The 19,799-nt window shown below is 57.8% G+C and carries 17 protein-coding genes; 9 read left to right on the top strand and 8 right to left on the bottom strand.

Features of this window, described 5'->3' with window-relative positions:
• Positions 1-19: 19 nt before the first annotated feature.
• The 3 genes from argF (BJP61_RS18890) to arcA are packed head-to-tail and all read right to left on the bottom strand — an operon-like array spanning position 20 to position 3,204.
• Entirely contained in the window at positions 20-1,024 is a 1,005-nt protein-coding gene (gene argF / locus BJP61_RS18890) for an ornithine carbamoyltransferase (protein ID WP_171999068.1), read from the bottom strand.
• A 37-nt stretch (positions 1,025-1,061) separates the two neighbouring features.
• Positions 1,062-1,973 (bottom strand): carbamate kinase, encoded by a 912-nt coding sequence (gene arcC, locus BJP61_RS18885; protein ID WP_171999066.1) that lies wholly within the window; start codon positions 1,971-1,973, stop codon positions 1,062-1,064.
• A gap of 10 nt (positions 1,974-1,983) precedes the next feature.
• Positions 1,984-3,204, bottom strand: a complete 1,221-nt coding sequence (gene arcA, locus BJP61_RS18880) for an arginine deiminase (RefSeq protein ID WP_075192520.1) — start codon at positions 3,202-3,204, stop codon at positions 1,984-1,986.
• Between the two features lie 670 nt (positions 3,205-3,874).
• Between arcA and BJP61_RS18875 the strand changes: the two genes are divergently transcribed.
• Positions 3,875-4,327 carry a YhcH/YjgK/YiaL family protein gene (locus BJP61_RS18875; protein WP_171999064.1) on the top strand — a complete coding sequence of 151 codons (453 nt, stop codon included), beginning with the start codon at positions 3,875-3,877 and terminating at the stop codon, positions 4,325-4,327.
• A gap of 141 nt (positions 4,328-4,468) precedes the next feature.
• Here BJP61_RS18875 and argF (BJP61_RS18870) read toward each other — a convergent pair whose 3' ends face one another.
• A complete protein-coding gene (argF, locus tag BJP61_RS18870; protein WP_171999062.1) occupies positions 4,469-5,473 on the bottom strand; it encodes an ornithine carbamoyltransferase in 1,005 nt (334 codons plus the stop codon).
• A gap of 163 nt (positions 5,474-5,636) precedes the next feature.
• On the opposite strand from argF (BJP61_RS18870), the gene rraB reads away from it, so the two are divergent.
• Genes rraB through BJP61_RS18855 form a run of 3 tightly spaced genes read left to right on the top strand, consistent with a single transcriptional unit; the run spans position 5,637 to position 7,719 of the window.
• Positions 5,637-6,053, top strand: coding sequence for a ribonuclease E inhibitor RraB (gene rraB, locus BJP61_RS18865; RefSeq protein ID WP_038865322.1), 417 nt, complete (start codon positions 5,637-5,639; stop codon positions 6,051-6,053).
• A 47-nt stretch (positions 6,054-6,100) separates the two neighbouring features.
• Positions 6,101-6,865, top strand: coding sequence for a tRNA isopentenyl-2-thiomethyl-A-37 hydroxylase MiaE (gene miaE / locus BJP61_RS18860; RefSeq protein WP_171999060.1), 765 nt, complete (start codon positions 6,101-6,103; stop codon positions 6,863-6,865).
• Positions 6,866-6,909: 44 nt separating this feature from the next.
• Complete coding sequence (locus BJP61_RS18855) at positions 6,910-7,719, top strand: hypothetical protein (protein WP_075192524.1); 810 nt, start codon at positions 6,910-6,912, stop codon at positions 7,717-7,719.
• A gap of 39 nt (positions 7,720-7,758) precedes the next feature.
• Here the strand turns inward: BJP61_RS18855 and BJP61_RS18850 are convergent, their stop codons facing one another.
• Complete coding sequence (locus BJP61_RS18850; RefSeq protein ID WP_038865317.1) at positions 7,759-8,262, bottom strand: GNAT family N-acetyltransferase; 504 nt, start codon at positions 8,260-8,262, stop codon at positions 7,759-7,761.
• Positions 8,263-8,457: 195 nt separating this feature from the next.
• Between BJP61_RS18850 and BJP61_RS18845 the strand changes: the two genes are divergently transcribed.
• Entirely contained in the window at positions 8,458-9,660 is a 1,203-nt protein-coding gene (locus BJP61_RS18845; RefSeq protein WP_171999058.1) for a DUF898 family protein, read from the top strand.
• A 193-nt stretch (positions 9,661-9,853) separates the two neighbouring features.
• Here BJP61_RS18845 and BJP61_RS18840 read toward each other — a convergent pair whose 3' ends face one another.
• From BJP61_RS18840 to pepA, 3 genes are all read right to left on the bottom strand, one after another.
• The gene (locus tag BJP61_RS18840; RefSeq protein ID WP_161580754.1) at positions 9,854-12,709 is read right to left on the bottom strand and encodes a valine--tRNA ligase; all 2,856 of its coding nucleotides are present in this window, start codon (positions 12,707-12,709) and stop codon (positions 9,854-9,856) included.
• 2 nt (positions 12,710-12,711) lie between these two features.
• A complete protein-coding gene (locus tag BJP61_RS18835) occupies positions 12,712-13,173 on the bottom strand; it encodes a DNA polymerase III subunit chi (protein ID WP_038865312.1) in 462 nt (153 codons plus the stop codon).
• 229 nt (positions 13,174-13,402) lie between these two features.
• Positions 13,403-14,914 carry a leucyl aminopeptidase gene (gene pepA / locus BJP61_RS18830; RefSeq protein ID WP_038865310.1) on the bottom strand — a complete coding sequence of 504 codons (1,512 nt, stop codon included), beginning with the start codon at positions 14,912-14,914 and terminating at the stop codon, positions 13,403-13,405.
• A gap of 269 nt (positions 14,915-15,183) precedes the next feature.
• Between pepA and lptF the strand changes: the two genes are divergently transcribed.
• From lptF to BJP61_RS18810, 4 genes are all read left to right on the top strand, one after another.
• Positions 15,184-16,296 carry an LPS export ABC transporter permease LptF gene (gene lptF, locus BJP61_RS18825; protein ID WP_038865308.1) on the top strand — a complete coding sequence of 371 codons (1,113 nt, stop codon included), beginning with the start codon at positions 15,184-15,186 and terminating at the stop codon, positions 16,294-16,296.
• Positions 16,283-17,365 (top strand): LPS export ABC transporter permease LptG, encoded by a 1,083-nt coding sequence (lptG, locus tag BJP61_RS18820; RefSeq protein ID WP_038865306.1) that lies wholly within the window; start codon positions 16,283-16,285, stop codon positions 17,363-17,365. Before lptF ends, lptG begins: the two co-directional genes overlap by 14 nt.
• A gap of 67 nt (positions 17,366-17,432) precedes the next feature.
• On the top strand, positions 17,433-17,900 hold the full coding sequence (locus BJP61_RS18815; RefSeq protein WP_038865304.1) for a hypothetical protein: 468 nt from the start codon (positions 17,433-17,435) through the stop codon (positions 17,898-17,900).
• A 60-nt stretch (positions 17,901-17,960) separates the two neighbouring features.
• Positions 17,961-19,598, top strand: coding sequence for a glycerone kinase (locus tag BJP61_RS18810; RefSeq protein WP_171999056.1), 1,638 nt, complete (start codon positions 17,961-17,963; stop codon positions 19,596-19,598).
• Positions 19,599-19,799: the final 201 nt, after the last annotated feature.

Here is a 19,799-nt window from a genome sequence, read left to right as displayed (position 1 = left end):
GGCGGCGCGCCCGCAGGGGTTATTCGCCAAGCGTCGCCACCATCACGGCTTTGATGGTGTGCATGCGGTTTTCCGCCTCGTCAAACACGATGGAGCAGGGCGACTCGAACACCTCTTCCGTCACCTCCAGCCCTTTCAGGCCGTAGGCGGCTTCAATCTCGCGGCCCACGGTGGTGTGCTCGTTATGAAACGCCGGCAGGCAGTGCATAAATTTGACGTTCGGGTTGCCGGTCGCTTTTATGACCGCCTGATTGATCTGGTAGGGCTTCATCAGCGCGACACGCTCGGCCCAGGCCTCTTTCGGCTCGCCCATCGATACCCAGACGTCGGTATAAAGAAAATCGACGCCGTCCACGCCTTCATCGACATGTTCCGTGAGGATGATGCGCGCGCCGGTTTGCGCGGCGATGGCGCGGCACTGTTCGACTAACTCCTCTTCCGGCCAGAAGGCTTTTGGGGCCACGAGGCGGATCTCCATGCCCATTTTCGCGGCGCCCACCATCAGCGAGTTGCCCATGTTGTTGCGCGCGTCGCCGAGATAGGCGAAGCGGATCTGCGGGAGCGTTTTGCCTGGCGAATGTTCCAGCATGGTCATTAGATCCGCCAGAATTTGCGTCGGGTGAAATTCGTTGGTAAGGCCATTCCACACCGGCACGCCCGCGAATTCGCCCAGCTCCTCGACAATCGCCTGACCGTAGCCGCGATACTCGATACCGTCATACATGCGGCCCAGGACGCGCGCGGTATCTTTCATCGACTCTTTATGGCCTATCTGCGAGCCGCTCGGCCCGATGTAGGTGACCTGCGCGCCCTGGTCGAACGCGCCGACTTCAAACGCGCAGCGGGTGCGGGTGGAGGTTTTTTCGAAAATCAGCGCGATATTTTTGCCGACCAGCGTTTTCTTTTCGCGTCCGGCTTTTTTGTCGGCTTTGAGTTGCATAGCGAGATCGATGAGGTACTGGATCTCCGCCGGGGTGTAATCAAGCAGCTTCAGGAAATTACGGTTTTTCAGGTTGATAGTCATGAGGAAATCCTTTTTGTGTCAAAGAGAGAGGCGCCATTTACTGGCGGATCAGCGTGCCTTTATCGCCCGCGAGTATCGCCGGGCCGTCAGCCAGCGCGCCGATCCCGGCGATACCGCCGCACTGCCGGACAAAGGCGCAGCACGCCGCCACTTTCGGCCCCATCGAGCCTGCATCGAAGCGCAGCTCAGCAAGCTGCGCGGGCGTGACGTGCGTCAGCGGCCGCTGGGTCGGTTTGCCCCAGTCGTGATACACCGCGTCGGCGTCGGTCAGGATCAGCAGCGCGTCGGCGTGAAGCTGGCGCGCCAGCAGGGCGCTTGAGAGGTCTTTATCGATAACGGCTTCGACGCCGTGGTAACCGTCGGCTTTCTCCACCACCGGCACGCCGCCGCCGCCATTGCAAATAACCAGATGATCGCGGGCGATAAGCGCCTCAATGGCGTCGCTCTCGACAATCCGTTGCGGCTGCGGCGAGGGCACCACGCGGCGGAAATACGCGCCGTCGGCTTTCATCGTCCAGCCTTTTTCCGCGGCAAGCCGGTCCGCCTGGGCTTTGTCATACACCGGGCCGATGTATTTGGTCGGGTTTGCAAACGCCGGGTCGGCGTCGTCTACCGTCACCTGAGTCAGCAGCACGCTCACCTCGCGTTCCGGCAGCGCATTTTTCAGCGACTGCTGGAGCAGATAGCCGATCATCCCCTGGCTTTCGGCGCCCAGAATATCGAGCGGATAGGGCGTGACGTTAAGGTAGGCGCTGTTTTGCAGCGCCAGCAGTCCGACCTGCGGCCCGTTGCCGTGCACCAGCACCACGCGCCACTCACCGGTGAGCTGCGCGATGGTGCGCGCCGCAAGCTCGACGTTATGGCGCTGAATATCGGCTTCCAGCGGTTCGCCGCGTTTCAGCAGCGCGTTGCCGCCAAGCGCCACGACCAGCGTGGGTTTCATTTCCATGGTGTTCTCCTTAAATGCCGTCGCGTTCCAGCGGGCAGCTCATGCAGCGGGCGCCGCCGCGTCCACGGCCCAGCTCGTCGCCAGGAATGGGCAGCACGGTGATGCCGGCCTTGTCATATTTCTCGTTGGTCCAGATGTTGCGCTCATAGCCAATCACGACGCCGGGGCGCACGGTCAGCACGTTATTGGCGTCGTTCCACTGCTCGCGCTCGGCTTCAAAGGCGTCGCCGCCAGTGGTGATAAGCGTGATGCGATCGACCCCGAGCGCCTGCTCCAGCGCATGCACCAGGCTTTTCTCCTCCCGGCGCGCGAGACCGCCGCGCCCGTCCGGCGTTAAGGTCCAGCATTTCACGTCGGGACGTACCACTTCGGGGTAAACGGAGAAGGTGTCGACATCGATATGCGTCATCACGGTATCGAGATGCATACAGGAGCGGTGTTTTGGTAATTCCACGGCAATCACGCGCGTCGCCTGCTGGTGGTTAAACAGGGCGCTGGCCAGGAATTCCACACCCTGCGGCGTAGTGCGCTCAGACATGCCGATTAACACCGCGCCGCGACCAATCACTAATACATCGCCGCCTTCCAGCGTGGCGTGGTCGTAATTAATGTTCTGGTCGCCAAAATATTTTATAAATTCGCCGTCAGCGAAAGCCGGATGCCAGCGATAAATCGCACGAAGATTATTGGTCTCGCGCTGGCGTGCCTGTTTGGCCATTGGGTTAATCGACACGCCGTTATATATCCAGCAGGAGGTGTCGCGAGTGAATAAATGATTAGGCAGCGGCTCCATAATAAAATCATGGGCGCCGTGGGTATCCACCACCATATTATGAATAGAGGCGGGGATTTCGCTGAATGTCAGACCGCCGCTTAAGCGCCGCGCCAGCTCCCGGTGGGGTAAATCGGCAAGCCAGCCGCGCACGTCCGAGGCGAAAGAAGGGCCGAGGCGGTATTCGGAAACCTGGGTCTCCAGCAGCCAGGCTTTGGCCTCAGGGATATCCAGCGTGCGGGTAAGAAGATCCGTCAGTAATAATACTTCGACGCCCTGGTCACGCAATGTGCGGGCGAAAATGTCATGTTCTTCGCCCGCACGCTCTACCGATAATACATCGTCAAAAAGTAATTCCTGACAATTAGATGGCGTCAGTCGTTTCAGACTTAAATTAGGTCGGTGCAGCATCACGCTGCGTAACTGGCCAATTTCCGATCCCACGTAATGCTTTTCCATATTTATCCCTTGCTGATTTCAGAATAAAAAAGGTGGCGTTATGCGACAGGTGTTCGCATAACCGGTTACCGTGCATATTGAATTCGGAATAAATAGTAATAGAGCACAGGTTTAACTTTGTGATGAAAGTCACGTCAATTAAGGTTTGGCCATTATTCCGCCGTAATGATGATTTATTTCATGGAAACTTTAATTAATTCATCGGGTGATATGAATCGCTACGCAGAAAATGCAGGTCTTATGCAGGCGTGTTAATAAATTGTTTATGATTAATTCGCGCCCAATAATTTAAAATTTTGATAAATAATGATTTTTATTAACGCTGAATATTATTATGCGATAACTTCGCAAGTTTATTTGTGGCTATGAAAAATAGGACAAATAATTATGGCGCCATCGCGCCTGCCTGCACGGTAAGCAAAACGTGACGGCATCGCCTTTTTTATCATAAACGCTGTTAAAACAAGGGCCTGTAATGAAGCTGCAAATTATATTCGTCAGGGTTATGCATAAATGCTGCATAAATGTCGGGCGCGCATTAACAAGCCCGTAACGGCTGGTGCGATAACTATGCGTCAGAGCAGGTTTCCTCGAAAAAGCGGTGGCGAACCGACGCGATTCCTCGTATAACACGTAAAAATGAAACGCTGTTTTACATAAGGAGTTGGCGATGATTATCGGTAATATTCACGCGCTGGGCGCCTGGCTGCCTGCGCCGTTCCGCGAGGCTATTGAGCAGGTGAAGCAACAGGTCACGACGCAGACCGCGCCGGGTAAATACGATCTTGATGGCAACCGGCTGTTCTTCCTGCTTTCGGAAGATACGACAGAGCCGCTGGTGGACCGCCGCGCCGAGTATCACGCGCGTTATCTGGATATCCAGATTGTGCTGGCGGGCCGCGAGGGGATGACTTTCAGTACCCTGCCGCCGGGCGTACCCGAGACCGACTGGCTTGCGGATAAAGATATCGCCTTCCTGCCCGCAGGCGCGCAGGAGAAGACGGTGGTGCTGGAAGAGGGCGATTTCGTGATTTTCTGGCCGGGCGAAGTACACAAGCCGCTGTGCGCGGTTGGCGATCCAGCGCCGGTACGCAAAGTCGTGGTGAAAATGTTAATGGAGTAAGGGGTTTCCAGGGGGGACGCGCCAGAAGCCAACCAGGCGGGGGCGCGTGCGCTTACCCGCCGTCATTATAGTGCGTTCCGGTTTGTCGTTTTGCAGAAGGGTAAGCGCGTCGCATCCACCATTGGGCTATCGCGGGTGCGTTTACTGCGAAAGCGTCGCGACCATCACCGCTTTGATCGTATGCATCCGGTTTTCGGCCTGATCGAACACGATACTGTGGGGCGACTCAAACACCTCGTCGGTCACTTCCATGCCGCCTTTGAGGCCATATTCCTGTGCCATCTGCTTACCGAGCGTCGTCTGATCGTCATGAAACGCCGGCAAACAGTGCAGGAATTTGACGTTCGGGTTGCCGGTAAGCGCCAGCATCTGGCTGTTAACCTGATATGCGCGCAGCAGCGCGATACGCTCCGCCCATTTTTCCTTTGCCTCGCCCATCGACACCCAGACATCGGTATAGATGAAATCCGCGCCTTTCACACCTGCGGCGATATCTTCGGTGAGCGTAATACGCCCGCCAGTCTCTTTCGCCAGCGCCTGGCACTCGGTCACCAGCTCCGGCGCAGGCCAGCAGGTTTCCGGGGCGACAAGACGTAAATCCAGGCCCATCAGCGCAGCGGCTTCCAGCATTGAATTGCCCATGTTGTTGCGCGCGTCGCCTGCGTAAACCAGCGTCATCTCATTGAGCGTTTTCCCCGGCAGATGCTCCTGCATGGTGAGCAGATCCGCCAGCAGTTGCGTCGGGTGAAACTCGTCGGTCAGGCCGTTCCACACCGGCACCCCAGCATATTGCGCCAGCGTTTCGACGATTTCCTGACCAAAACCGCGATACTGAATGCCGTCATACATCCGGCCCAGCACGCGGGCGGTATCCTTAATTGATTCTTTATGCCCAATCTGGCTGCCGCTCGGGCCAAGATAAGTCACGCGCGCGCCCTGGTCATATGCGGCAACTTCGAAAGAGCATCGCGTGCGGGTCGAGTCTTTTTCGAAGATGAGCGCAATATTTTTTCCGGTAAGTTTTTGAACTTCAACGCCGTTTTTCTTATCGTTTTTTAGCTTTGCAGAAAGCGCCAGCAATGAACGGATCTGAGCGGGCGTAAAATCGAGCAGTTTTAAAAATGATTTTTGATACAAGGCGGTCATGTTTCCCTCGCTGGCTAACGCCACTTATTGAATTAAAATTCAACATATATGTATGAATATGCATTTGCAACCCCTCGGGTTAAAACTTTGCGGGGAAAGGTGGAGGCATTCCCGATGGTGTGTGAAAATAGAAGGTATCTGCCGACACACTGAGGAACGAGCCATGGCAAACCCGGAATTACTGGAAGAGCAGCGCGAAGAGACGCGTCTGATTATTGAAGAGCTGCTTGAAGATGGCAGCGATCCTGACGCACTGTACACCATTGAACACCACTTCTCGGCAGACGATTTCGATACGCTGGAGAAACTGGCGGTTGAAGTCTTTAAGCTTGGCTATGAAGTGACAGACCCGGAAGAGCTGGAGCTGGAAGAGGGCGGCGAAACGGTGATCTGCTGCGACGCGCTGAGCGAATGCGCGCTGAACCCGGAGCTTATCGACGCGCAGGTTGAACAGCTGATGAACCTCGCGGAAAAATTCAATGTCGAATATGACGGCTGGGGCACCTATTTCGAAGACCCGGACGGCGAAGACGAAGACGACGAAGGCATGGATGAAGACGACGACGGCGTTCGTCACTAAGTCGCATTATGCGGCAGCGCTGCGCTGCCGCATTTCAGGAACCCCGCATGAATTACGACGCACTCCTTCTCCCCGTTAAAAATTTCCTTCACTGCGCCACCCCGCAAGCCTGGATAGATGAAGCCAGAGCGCCAGAAAACCTGCCGCTGCTGCTGACCGACCACATGATCTGCGAGCTGAAAGCCGCGCAAACCGCGATGCTGCTGATTCGCCGCTATGTCGCGGATAAGAGTGGTTCTGACGAACTCCTCGGCTGGCTGAAGCCGTATGAAGATTTTACCTACCGCGAAGGGCCGGAGCCGGATTTTCTGGCGTTGCATAAGCGCATCGGTAAAAGCGTGATGCCGCAGACTGACGACCCGTGGGGTCAGACGCTTATCGAAAGCATGGTGCTGCTTATCAAAGAAGAGCTACACCACTTCTGGCAGGTGCGCGAAGTGATGCAGGCGCGTAACATCCCCTACGTGAAAATTACCGCCAGCCGCTACGCGCGCGGGCTGCGGCGCGAAATGCGCACGTACGAGCCTGCGACGCTTGTCGATAAGCTGATTTGCGGCGCGTATATCGAAGCGCGCTCCTGTGAGCGCTTCGCCGCGCTGGCGCCGTATCTGGATGACGATTTGCAAAAGTTTTACCTGTCGTTGCTGCGTTCGGAAGCGCGCCACTATCAGGATTACCTGGATCTGGCGCAACGAATTTCACCGGAAGATATCGCGCCGCGCGTACAGGCGCTGGGCGAAGCGGAAGCACGGCTGATTAACCAGCCCGACGCCGAATTTCGTTTTCACAGCGGCATACCGGCGCAAGCGTAAGCGCGCGGGATATATAAAAACTATCAATACCAAAGGGATAAAAAATGAACTGGCATCATGTCTGGCTTTCCGCTGTGGTTGGCGTTGCGCTCGCGGGCGTCGCCTCGACGCTCTATAAAAAAGGCAAAGTCAACAAACTCGCCGCAATTGCGATATTTGTCGTCGGCATTGCGCTGTGGAATGTCGCAGATATCGCCTGGCTTAAAGGCAGCAAGGCAACCTCGCCGGAGCAGGGCTTTGATGAAGCGTTCAACAGCATGCCGCTCTATAAGCTGATTAAAGAAAACGATCCGGCGTTTTATGCGCGCATGCGTAACCAGGCCGTGGAAATGGCGAAGCAGGGCAAAACGCAGCAGGATATTATCGACACGATGCAGGCGCAGATGGCGGAACTGGAGATGCAGCGCATTCAGTTCGCGCCGGACAGTGACGTGATGGCGTATATGCGCGTCAATATGGAGCAGACCCGCGAAATGCAGCAGCACAGCGACGACGCCTGTTTCCGTTTCCTGATGCCGCAGGTGAAAGGCGGTGTAAACCCGGTACAGATGCTGTCGAAAGAGGTTATCGCGAAGCGGATGGACGTAGAGATGAAGCTGCTGTCAGCAAGCTACGGCCCGAACCAGCATAAGGTGACGAGCGAAGAGCAGAAACTGGCTGAAGAGACGCTGGCCCCGATTGGCCAGGCGCTGGCGGCAAAATATGGCGACACGATTGACGTCTTTACCGATCCGCAAAAAGGCGTTGGCCAGGAAAAACAGGTCTGCAACATGGTGCAGGAACTCTGGCGCGACGTGCTGGCACTGCCGCCGGAAAAAGCGGGGCCGGCTATTCGTATCTCCATGCAACAATAAAAAAAAGCCGGGTTAGCCCGGCTTTTTTATTTCATTCTTTCAGAGCGTTTTTAACATACGGACTTCGCAATCCACATGCCCCGTACAGCCCAGCGGCTCGGAAATATGTGTAAAACCGAGTCGTTCATACAGCGCGATCGCCTCTTTTAAAAACGCGGTGGTTTCCAGGTAGCAGCGGCGATACCCCTGAGCGCGGGCGAATTCCAGCGCCTGCAGCGCCAGCTTTTTGGCAAGCCCTCTGCCGCGCGCGACGGGCAGAAAATACATTTTTTGCAGCTCGCAGATATCCGTCTGGCTACACGCCAGCGGCGCGATACCGCCGCCGCCCACCACGTCGCCATCGAGTTCCACGACCCAATACGCGTGGCCCGGCTTGCTGTATTGCGTGTAAAGCACGTCGAGATTCGGGTCCGCGACGGTGTAGCCTTTGTCGGCGGTCAGGCCATATTCTGCGGAAACCTGGCGGATCACCCGGGCGACAGTCGCGTTATCCGCGGCCGTCATCCGGCGCATGATAATGTCAACCGGCGCCTCAACATTCATTTTCTGCTCTGATGTCATATATTCAACATAATGTTGTGCTTAATACCATTACCAGAAGAGACACGCAAGCCCAGGAATATTGGTTGCTATTATTCTTCTTTGGCCTTTATTACACTAAAGTACGCACTGAATTAACCCTAAGAAGTTAAGGGTTATAACGGCGCTTTTTTTCTTTTTTACAGAATAAGGATTGTTATGTCAGACGATAATAAATTCCTGGCAGGGAATAAGACACACGCATTCTCGTTTCAGGGCAGCGGCGGTGGTTATTTCCCCGTCTGGCTGGTCAACATACTGTTAACGGTATTCACCGCCGGGCTGTTTTTACCCTGGGCAATGGTGCGTGCGCGCCGTTATTTCTATGAAAATACAGAGCTTGCTGGCGCGCGTTTTTCTTACCACGCCACGGGCCGCGCGATTTTCGTCGGCTGGCTGTGCCTCGCTATCCTCTACGTCGTGTTCCTGATTAACGCGGTGCATGAGAATACCTTTTTAACGCTGTGCATGGTGGTGCTGTTTATCGCCTTCGCGCCGTTCCTGATTATGCAGGGCCTGCGCTACCAGCTGCTGATGACCCAGCTCAACGGGATGCGTTTTAGCTTTAAAGCGAGCCCGCTGCGCGCATGGTGGGTGATGCTCGGCTGCCCGCTGCTGATTGCCGTGCTTATCTTCGTGGTTATCTCTCTGGTGTTTACCCTCGCGGGCTCCAGCGCCAGCCTGACCGGCATTATCGTCGGCATTGTGCTCTCTATCGTTGTTGGCCTCGGCGGTACCGCGCTGATGCAGGGGATTTACGCCGCCCAGTGGTACGGGCTGCTGGTCAATAATCTGCAATACGGTAAACACCGTTTCGCCATTAACCTGAACGTGAAAACCTGCACCTTTATCTATCTGAAAGCGATGCTGCTGTTTGTGCCGTTTATCGTTATCGTGATGGTGATGGTCGTTCCGATGATGACCCAGGTTTTACAGCAAAGCCTGTACGGTGGGGCCAGCGAAGAAGCCATGATGAGCGCGGGCTTGTCGATGTTGTCCACCATGTTCATGGCCTATATGGTTTATCTTGTCGGCATCCTGGTCTGCTTTAGCTTCGCGTTCGTTAAAGTGCGTAACTACGCTTATCAGCAGATGTCCCTCGAGGGCGGTATCAAATTCCGCTCCACCGCGAGCGTCGGCACCTTTGTGTGGCTGATCCTGAGCAATTTCATCGTCTGCGGTATTACCGCTGGCCTGGCGTGGCCGTGGGCGAAAGTGCGCCTGACCCGCTACCTGCTGGAAAATACCCATGTGGATGGCGAGCTGGATAACCTGGCGCTGGTCGATCACGACGAGCAGCCGCGTAACGATCCGGCAAGCGTGCTGGGCCGCGGTTTCTCCGTTCTGCCTTTCGCACTCTGAAAATACGTCTTCGGGCCTCGCGTCCGGGTAAATAAAAACGGCGCTCTCAGGAGCGCCGTTTTTTTTATATTTTACGTCCGCCAGAATAAACGGGCAGGGGATAATGTCGCCCGTTGGTATTAAGGGAAATTAATCGCCGCGAGCAGGAATAAAAAAAGCCGGGTCGCCCCGGCTTTTTCATTAAACACAGCAATTAAAGCGCGCTAATCACGCCCTGCTGTTCAATCAGTTTCGCTTTCGCTTCGTGATAGCCCGCGAGTTTTTCACGTTCTTTCGCGATCACGGCTTCCGGCGCGCGAGCCACAAAGCCTTCATTACCGAGTTTGCTTTCGATGCGCCCGATTTCACCTTCAATTTTGGCGACTTCTTTAGCCAGACGCGCCAGCTCGGCGTCTTTATCAATAAGCCCCGCCATTGGGATCAGCAGTTCGGCGCCGTCGATAATTTTGGTCACGGATACCGGACCTTTGTCATCGGCAGGCAGCACGGTGATGCTTTCGAGGCGCGCCAGCGTCTGCAGGAAGCCGCGGTTGTCGTTCACACGACGCGCAGCGTCAGCGCTGCAACCACGCAGCAGCAGTTCCAGCGGTTTGCCCGGCGCGATGTTCATCTCGGCGCGGATGTTGCGCACGGCGATGATGGCCTGCTTCAGCCACTCGGTATCGGCCAGCGCCGCGTCGTCCACGCGTGATGCGTCAAACGCCGGGAACGGCTGCAGCATGATGGTGTCGGCATTGATGCCCGCAATCACTTTCACACGCTGCCAGATGGTTTCCGTGATAAACGGAATGATCGGGTGCGCGAGACGCAGCAGGCCTTCCAGCACGGTGACCAGCGTGTTGCGGGTGCCGCGCAGCTCGGCTTCAGAGCCGCCGTTCATGACCGGCTTGGTGAGCTCCAGATACCAGTCGCAGAACTGGTTCCAGGTGAATTCGTACAGGATGCCCGCCGCGATATCGAAGCGGAAGTTATCCAGCGCCTCACGGTACGCTTTCACGGTCTGGTTGAATTCCGCCAGGATCCAGCGGTCCGCCAGCGACAGCACTTTCTCGCCGCCGTTGAAGCCGCAGTCCTGATCTTCGGTATTCATCAGCACGAAGCGGCTGGCGTTCCACAGTTTGTTACAGAAGTTGCGGTAGCCTTCGAGGCGCTTCATATCCCAGTTGATGTCGCGACCGGTCGAGGCCAGCGCCGCCAGCGTGAAGCGCAGGGCGTCGGTGCCGTGCGGCTCGATGCCGTCCGGGAACTGCTTCTCGGTGCGCTTGCGGATTTTCTCCGCCAGCTGCGGCTGCATCATGTTGCCGGTGCGCTTGGCAAGCAGGTCCGGCAGGGAAATGCCGTCAACCATATCCAGCGGGTCAATCACGTTGCCCTTGGATTTGGACATCTTCTGGCCTTCGTCATCGCGGATAAGCCCGGTCATGTAGACGGTGTGGAACGGCACTTGCGGCTTGCCGTTTTCATCTTTGATGAAATGCATGGTCATCATGATCATGCGGGCAATCCAGAAGAAAATGATGTCGAAGCCGGAGACCATCACGCTGGTCGGGTGGAACTGACGCAGCGCGTCGGTGTTTTCTGGCCAGCCGAGGGTGGAGAATGTCCAGAGCGCGGAGGAGAACCAGGTGTCGAGCACGTCGTCGTCCTGGCGCAGCGCCACATCCGCGCCGAGATTGTTTTCCTGGCGCACTTCGTCAACGCTGCGGCCAACGTAGACGTTGCCCTGATCGTCGTACCACGCCGGGATGCGATGACCCCACCAGAGCTGGCGGGAGATACACCAGTCCTGAATATCGCGCATCCAGGAGAAGTACATGTTCTCGTACTGCTTCGGCACAAACTGGATATCGCCGTTCTCAACCGCTTCCACCGCCGGCTTCGCCAGCACATCGGCGCGCACATACCACTGGTCGGTCAGCATCGGTTCGATAACCACGCCGCCGCGATCGCCATAAGGCACGGTCAGGTCATGCGGTTTGATCTCTTCGAGCAGGCCGAGTTCATCAACGGCCGCCACGATTGCTTTACGCGCGGCGAAACGCTCCATTTTCTGGAACTGCGCCGGGATCTCGTTTGAGTAAACGTCAGATTCGTTGCCTTTGGTGTCGTAGACTTCCGCGCTTTCGCGAATATCGCCGTCAAAGGTCAGGATGTTGATCATCGGCAACTGATGACGACGACCCACTTCGTAGTCGTTGAAATCGTGCGCTGGCGTTATCTTCACGCAGCCGGTGCCTTTTTCCATATCGGCGTGTTCATCGCCGACGATCGGAATGCGGCGGTTCACCAGCGGCAGCACGACAAATTTACCAATCAGATCTTTATAACGAGGATCTTCCGGGTTAACGGCAACGCCGGTATCGCCCAGCAGGGTTTCCGGACGCGTGGTGGCGACCACCAGGTAATCTTTGCCGTCAGCGGTTTTCGCGCCGTCCGCCAGCGGGTAGCGGATGTGCCACATGGAGCCTTTCGACTCGCGGTTTTCCACTTCGAGGTCAGAGATGGCGGTACGCAGTTTCGGGTCCCAGTTAACGAGACGCTTGCCGCGATAGATCAGATCTTCTTTATAAAGACGGACGAAGACCTCTTTCACCGCGTTGGAAAGACCTTCATCCATAGTGAAGCGTTCGCGCTCCCAGTCGACCGAGTTACCCAGACGACGCATCTGGCGGGTGATGGTGCCGCCGGATTCCGCTTTCCACTCCCAGATTTTGTCGATGAACGCGTCGCGGCCGTAATCGTGGCGGGTTTTGCCCTCTTCAGCGGCGATCTTACGCTCAACCACCATCTGGGTGGCGATACCGGCGTGGTCAGTACCAACCTGCCACAGGGTGTTTTTTCCCTGCATGCGCTGGTAGCGGATCATGGTGTCCATGATGGTTTGCTGGAAGGCGTGACCCATATGCAAACTGCCGGTGACGTTTGGCGGCGGGATCATGATGCAGAAGCTTTCCTGGCTCTCGTCGCCGTTGGGTTTGAAATAGCCCTGCTGCTCCCAGTGCTCGTAAAGCGGCTGTTCGATATCTTGGGGGTTATATGTCTTTTCCATTTCTACTGTGTCGTTCCGGGCGCCGTGAAGGTGGCCGTGGTCAAGTGGAAACCGGCGGCGCGATAGGCTTTGTAGCGTTCGCGCGCCAGTTGTTTCTGGGATTCGTCGTAAGGTACGAAGTCTACCACTTCATAGAAAGCAGTGGCAAAAGCTGCGAAATCCGGCAGCAGGCTTATCAGCAGCTCGCGCGGGCTGCTGCCGCGTTTTTGCGGCCAGGCTATCTCTACCGGCGCGCCGCCTCGCGGCCCTTCGCCCGCCAGGTTATGCGGCACGAAGCTGTCCGGATCGCGCTTCCAGAGCGCCTCGTCGATGCGGGTCGCCTGGGCTTCATCGACGCAGGCTATCAGGATACGTTTCCCCGCGCGCCAGCGTTCTGCGGCAACGTCGCACACCAGCGCTTCTTGTGCGCTCAGCCCGTCGACGGGCGTGTCGTTGTCAAGCAGGTAGAACGTTGCGTTTTTCATAAGCTAAACCCGTGGTCTTTCACGTTGCCTCGTTGTTGGCTGCCTGGGAATGGCGGGTGGCGCTGCGCTGACCCGCCCGGCGGGGAAGTGCCTCGCCGCCGTCGTGCATGTAGGGTGTTGGCAGGGTGGATAAGCGACGCGCATCCACCGTTAATATTTGCGGCGGGCGCGCCGCGCTGACTCGCCCTGCGGACAGTTGTTACGGCCGGGTAAGCCCCGGCCTTTAACATCACTCTTCGCCGTTAAACCCGGCGCGGTTCAGCAGGAACTGCGACAGCATCGCTACCGGGCGGCCAGTCGCGCCTTTGGCTTTGCCAGAGCGCCACGCGGTGCCGGCGATATCCAGGTGCGCCCAGTTATATTTGCGGGTAAAGCGCGCCAGGAAGCAACCCGCCGTTATCGCCCCGCCAGGACGGCCGCCGATGTTCGCCATATCCGCGAAATTGGACTCCAGCTGTTCCTGGAACTCATCCGCCAGCGGCAGACGCCACGCGCGGTCGCCCGCCTGTTCCGAAGCGCCGATAAGCTCATGCGCCAGCGGATTGTGGTTCGACATCAGCCCGGTGATGTGATGACCAAGCGCGATAACGCACGCGCCGGTCAGCGTCGCGACGTCAATCACCACTTCCGGCTCGAAGCGCTCGACGTACGTCAGCACGTCGCACAGCACCAGGCGACCTTCAGCGTCGGTGTTCAGCACTTCAACGGTCTGGCCAGACATGGTGGTCAGCACGTCGCCTGGACGATATGCGCGTCCGCCAGGCATATTCTCGCAGCCCGCCAGCACCCCGATGACGTTCACCGGCAGGTTCAGCTCGGCTACCATGCGCATCACGCCGTAAACCGCCGCCGCGCCGCACATGTCATATTTCATCTCGTCCATCCCTTCGGAGGGTTTGATCGAGATGCCGCCGGAGTCAAAGGTCAGCCCTTTGCCCACCAGGACAATCGGACGGGCGTCTGGCTCGCTGCTGCCTTTATATTCAATGACCGACATCAGAGATTCGTTCTGAGAGCCTGCCCCGACCGCGAGGTACGAATGCATGCCCAGCTCTTTCATCTGCTGCTCGCCGATGACGCGAGTGACGACGTTTTTACTGAACGCGTCCGCCAGCTGGCGGGCCTGCGAGGCGAGGTAAGCGGCGTTGCAGATATTCGGCGGCATGTTGCCCAGATCTTTGGCCGCTTTAATGCCGGAGGCAATCGCCAGGCCATGCTGGATAGCGCGTTCGCCGCTGGTGAGTTCACGGCGCGTCGGCACGTTGAATACCATTTTACGCAGCGGGCGACGCGGCTCGCTCTTGTTGGTCTTGAGCTGATCGAAGCTGTAGAGCGTCTCTTTCGCGGTTTCAACCGCCTGGCGCACTTTCCAGTAGGTATTGCGGCCCTTGACGTGCAGCTCGGTCAGAAAGCAGACCGCTTCCATCGACCCGGTATCATTCAGGGTATTAATAGTTTTCTGAATCACCTGCTTGTACTGGCGCTCATCCAGCTCGCGTTCTTTGCCGCAGCCGATCAGAAGGATACGTTCTGACAACACATTCGGAACGTGATGAAGCAACAAGGTCTGGCCCGGTTTGCCCTCCAGCTCGCCGCGACGCAGCAGGGCGCTGATATAGCCGTCGCTGATTTTATCGAGTTGTTCGGCGATGGGAGAGAGACGGCGCGGTTCGAAAACGCCTACCACAATGCAGGCACTGCGCTGTTTTTCCGGGCTCCCGCTTTTTACACTGAACTCCATGCACTACGCTCCTGAATCTTAAAGACAACGGCGGCGGCTACAGATAGAATTGACCACTTCGTAACTCTTGCTCCGCTGTTGCGATGACTTCGTGTTAATCTTAACGAATGTTGTTTTGGTTTCGGCTCGTCAGCAACGCTTGAAGCGCGAAGCCGTTAAGATATGTAATCTTAGCGATCTTTTCGACGACTCAAGAGAATAAATGACGTTTAAGCCATGAAACAAGCGATTTTCCTGCAAAAAGACTCGTATTCACAGGCGTATTTAATGTGATAATCATAAGATATCTGGTTCGGGAGACGCTCAAAAGCCAACTGGCGATTTTGTTCATCCTGCTGCTGATCTTCTTCTGCCAGAAGCTGGTGAGAATTCTTGGCGCGGCGGTGGACGGCGATATCCCGACTAATCTCGTGCTCTCTCTGCTTGGCCTGGGCGTGCCGGAAATGGCGCAGCTCATCCTGCCGTTAAGCCTGTTCCTCGCGCTCTTGATGACGCTCGGCAGGCTCTATACCGAAAGCGAAATCACCGTGATGCATGCCTGCGGGCTGAGCAAAGCGGTGCTGGTGAAGGCCGCGATGGTGCTGGCGCTGCTGACTGGCATTGTCGCCGCGGTCAATGTGATGTGGGCCGGCCCCTGGTCGTCGCGCCATCAGGACGAAGTGCTGGCGGAGGCGAAAGCCAACCCCGGCATGGCGGCGCTCGCGCAGGGCCAGTTTCAGCAGGCGACCGACGGCAACGCGGTGCTGTTCATCGAAAGCGTGGACGGCAGCAAATTCAAAGACGTGTTCCTGGCGCAGTTGCGCCCGAAAGGCAACGCGCGTCCTTCCGTGGTTGTCGCGGATTCCGGCGAGCTCTCCCAGCGTAAGGACGGCTCGCAGGTGGTGACGCTCAATCAGGGCACCCGCTTTGAGGGCACCGCGCTGCTGCGCGATTTCCGCATCACCGATTTTAAAGATTACCAGGCGATTATCGGGCATCAGGCCGTGGCGCTGGATCCGGACGATGCCGAGCAGATGGACATGAAAACGCTCTGGCAGTCCGATTCCAAATCGGCCCGCGCCGAGTTTCACTGGCGCCTGACGCTGGTGTTCGCGGTCATTGTGATGGCGCTGATGGTTGTGCCGCTCTCGGTGGTCAACCCGCGTCAGGGCCGCGTGCTCTCAATGCTGCCCGCGATGCTGCTCTACCTTATCTTCTTCCTGCTCCAGACCTCGCTGCGCTCTAACGGCGCGAAAGGCAAGCTTGATCCGATGATCTGGATGTGGGCCGTCAACCTGCTTTATCTGGCGCTGGCCGTAGCGCTGAACCTGTGGGACACCGTGCCGGTGCGCCGCATTCGCGCCCGTTTTGCGCGTCGGGGAGTGATCGATGCTGGGATTTAGCGTTCTCGACCGGTACATCGGCAGAACAATTTTTAACACCATAATGATGACGCTGTTCATGCTGGTGTCGCTGTCGGGCATCATCAAGTTCGTGGATCAGCTGAAAAAGACCGGCGAAGGCAGCTATACCGCGCTTGGCGCCGGGACCTATACGCTGCTGAGCGTGCCGAAAGATATTCAGATCTTCTTCCCGATGGCCGCGCTGCTCGGCGCGCTGCTGGGCCTCGGGATGCTGGCGCAGCGCAGCGAGCTGGTGGTCATGCAGGCGTCCGGCTTTACGCGTATGCAGGTGGCGGCGGCCGTGATGAAAACCGCCATTCCGCTGGTGATCTTCACGATGGCCATCGGCGAATGGGTGGCGCCGCAGGGCGAGCAGATGGCCCGTAACCTGCGCGCGCAGCAGATGTATGGCGGCTCGCTGCTTTCGACCCAGCAGGGCATGTGGGCGAAAGACGGCAGCAACTTCGTCTATATCGAACGCGTAAAAGGCGAGAACGAGCTTGGCGGCATCAGCATCTATTCGTTTAATGATAAGCGACGCTTGCAGTCGGTGCGCTACGCCGCCAGCGCGAAGTTCGATGCTGAACACAAGCTGTGGCGCCTGTCGCAGGTGGATGAATCGAACCTGAAAGATCCGCAGCAAATTACCGGCTCCCAGACGCTGACCGGCACCTGGAAAACCAACCTGACGCCGGACAAACTTGGCGTTGTGGCGCTCGATCCGGATGCGCTGTCGATTAGCGGCCTGCGCAACTACGTCACGTATCTGAAGGCGAGCGGTCAGGACGCCAGCCGCTACCAGCTCAATATGTGGAGCAAAATCTTCCAGCCGCTCTCGGTGGCGGTGATGATGCTGATGGCGCTGTCGTTTATCTTCGGGCCGCTGCGCAGCGTACCGATGGGCGTGCGCGTAGTTACCGGCATCAGCTTCGGTTTTATCTTCTACGTACTGGATCAGATCTTCGGCCCGCTGAGCCTGGTGTACGGCATTCCGCCGATTATCGGCGCGCTGCTGCCGAGCGCCAGTTTCTTCCTGATAAGCCTCTGGCTGCTGATGAAACGCGCCTGACGCCTGCCGCGCTCCCTCGCGCCTGGGGGAGTGCGTTTTCTTCGCTTTTCACGTTCGCAGGGATGCCATGAAAAGACTCGCCTCGCTGTTACTGCTGTTTGTCTCTTATCTTGTCTTCATCCCGGAAGTGCTTGTGCTGGCGGTGATAGCGGGTACTTACTTTTATTTTCGCGATGCGCTGTCATGGCTCCTGTGCGAAGCCGGGTTGTTTGCCCTGCTGGCGCTGTTCTTCGTGCTGCTCGCACGGCATGTCGATAGCCGCAGCCTGGCGGTGGGCGTCGTGACGGCAGGTTCCGCCCAGGAGGCGGATGCCGATGACGTGCTGCGCCTGTTTACCCTCGGCGAGCATCTGCTGCTGGCGACAGCGGTCGCCACGCTGCCGTATTTCATTATCAGCTTCTTTATTTTTGACGGGCGCGTCGCCTTCTGGCTGCACACGGCGTGCCTGGCTGTGGTGTTAGTGGGCGTTCACTTCGCTGGGCGCTGGCTGGACCGCCTGCAACAGCGGCGCGGCTACGGCGAATACGGGCGCTGAGTGCCGCCTGCCTGTGAAACGACTATGCTTTGCATACCGTTCACTGACTCGCAGGAAATCATGTCCAGATTCTTCTTTGACGACCGTAAACACCTCATTAATGACGCCGTTGACGGCCTGATCCTCTCCGCTCGCCATCAAAACCTTACCCGCCTTGATATCGACCCCGCCATCCGCGTTGTGGCTCGCCGCGACTGGGATAAAAGCAACGTGGCGGTTATCTCCGGCGGCGGCTCCGGCCATGAGCCTGCCCATGCCGGATTTGTCGGTAAGGGAATGCTCACTGCGGCGGTATGCGGCGACCTCTTTGCCTCGCCGAGCGTGGAGGCGGTGCTGAACGCCATCGTGGCGGTTACCGGCGATCGCGGCTGCCTGCTGATTGTTAAAAATTACACCGGCGACCGGCTGAACTTCGGGCTGGCGGCGGAAAAAGCCAAACGCCTCGGGCTGAACGTGGAGATGGTAATTGTCGCGGATGACGTGGCGCTCGAAGATAACAAGCAGCCGCGCGGCATCGCCGGGACGGCGCTGGTGCATAAAATCGCCGGTTTCGCCGCCGAACAGGGGAAATCGCTGAGTGACGTGCGCGCGCTGGCGCAGCAGGCGAGCGACGCGGTAAAAAGCCTCGGCGTGGCGCTGCAAACCTGCAATCTGCCGGGCAGCAGAGACGAGGACGGGCGCATCAAACCCGGCGAGGCGGAGCTGGGGCTTGGCATTCATGGCGAACCGGGAGCGAGCACCATTAGCACTCAGAACAGCCGGGAAATCGTCGATATGCTGGTGGAACGCCTCGCGCCGCATGTGCCCGCCGACGCGCGCCTCGCGGTGCTGATCAATAACCTCGGCGGCACCTCAACGCTTGAAATGTCGCTGCTGACCCGTGAGCTATCGCGCTCGGCGCTGAAAGACCGCATCGACTGGCTTATTGGCCCGGCGCCGCTGGTGAGCGCGCTGGATATGAAAGGCTTTTCGCTCTCGTTGCTGCCGCTTAACGACACCTTTGAACAGGCGCTCACCGCGCCGGTAGAGACCGCAGGCTGGCTGCCGCCGGTGCCGTCTGGCGAAGTGCATACCGAGCCGCATCCGCGGGTGCGCGACAGCGTGGAGGCCGTGGCGTCTGATAATTCGCATGTCCGGGCGCTGGTGGACAATGCCACTTCGACGCTTATTGCGCTGGAGGCGCGGCTGAATGCGCTCGACGCAAAGGTGGGCGACGGCGATACCGGCTCCACTTTTGCCGCAGGCGCGCGCGATATTGCGCAGAAGCTGGCGCAAAACCAGTTGCCGCTGAACGACACCGCCGCGCTGTTACAGCTTATCGGTGAGCGGCTCGCCACTGTGATGGGCGGCTCCAGCGGCGTGCTGATGTCGATATTTTTCACCGCCGCCGGGCAGGAGGTGGCCGAGGGGGCGCCGTTACCCGACGCCTTGCTGGTGGGCCTTGCGCAGATGAAACATTACGGCGGCGCGGCGCCTGGCGACCGCACGCTTATCGACGCCCTGCAACCGGCGCTGGAGGCGTTGCAGCGCCACGATCTCGCCGCCGCCGCACAGGCCGCAGAGCAGGGGGCGAAGGCCACCGCGCAGATGGGCAAAGCCAGGGCCGGGCGCTCGTCCTATATAGGGCGCGATAACCTCGAAGGAGTAGAAGACCCGGGCGCGGTCGCCATCGCCGAAGTGTTTAAGGCGATGACATAGCGATGCTGCAGGGGGGAAGCGCACCCACCTTTATGATTATTCACGTCTGATGGCGGGGGCGCTTGCGCTTACCCGCCCTGTAAAGCCCTGAACCCACCGCGCCACCTCATGCTCTGATGTTGTGTAGGTGAGCCTTGCGCGTCCACCACGCCACTATGACTACACCACGTACCTCCCCGTATCCCCACCAGAATCAGGAGC

Origin of the sequence: Cronobacter sp. JZ38, assembly GCF_008932145.1 — a bacterium.
Classification (GTDB): Bacteria; Pseudomonadota; Gammaproteobacteria; order Enterobacterales; family Enterobacteriaceae; genus Cronobacter; species Cronobacter muytjensii.
Note: the sequence above shows the minus strand (reverse complement) of the source record. Positions and strands in the feature narration are given on the sequence as shown.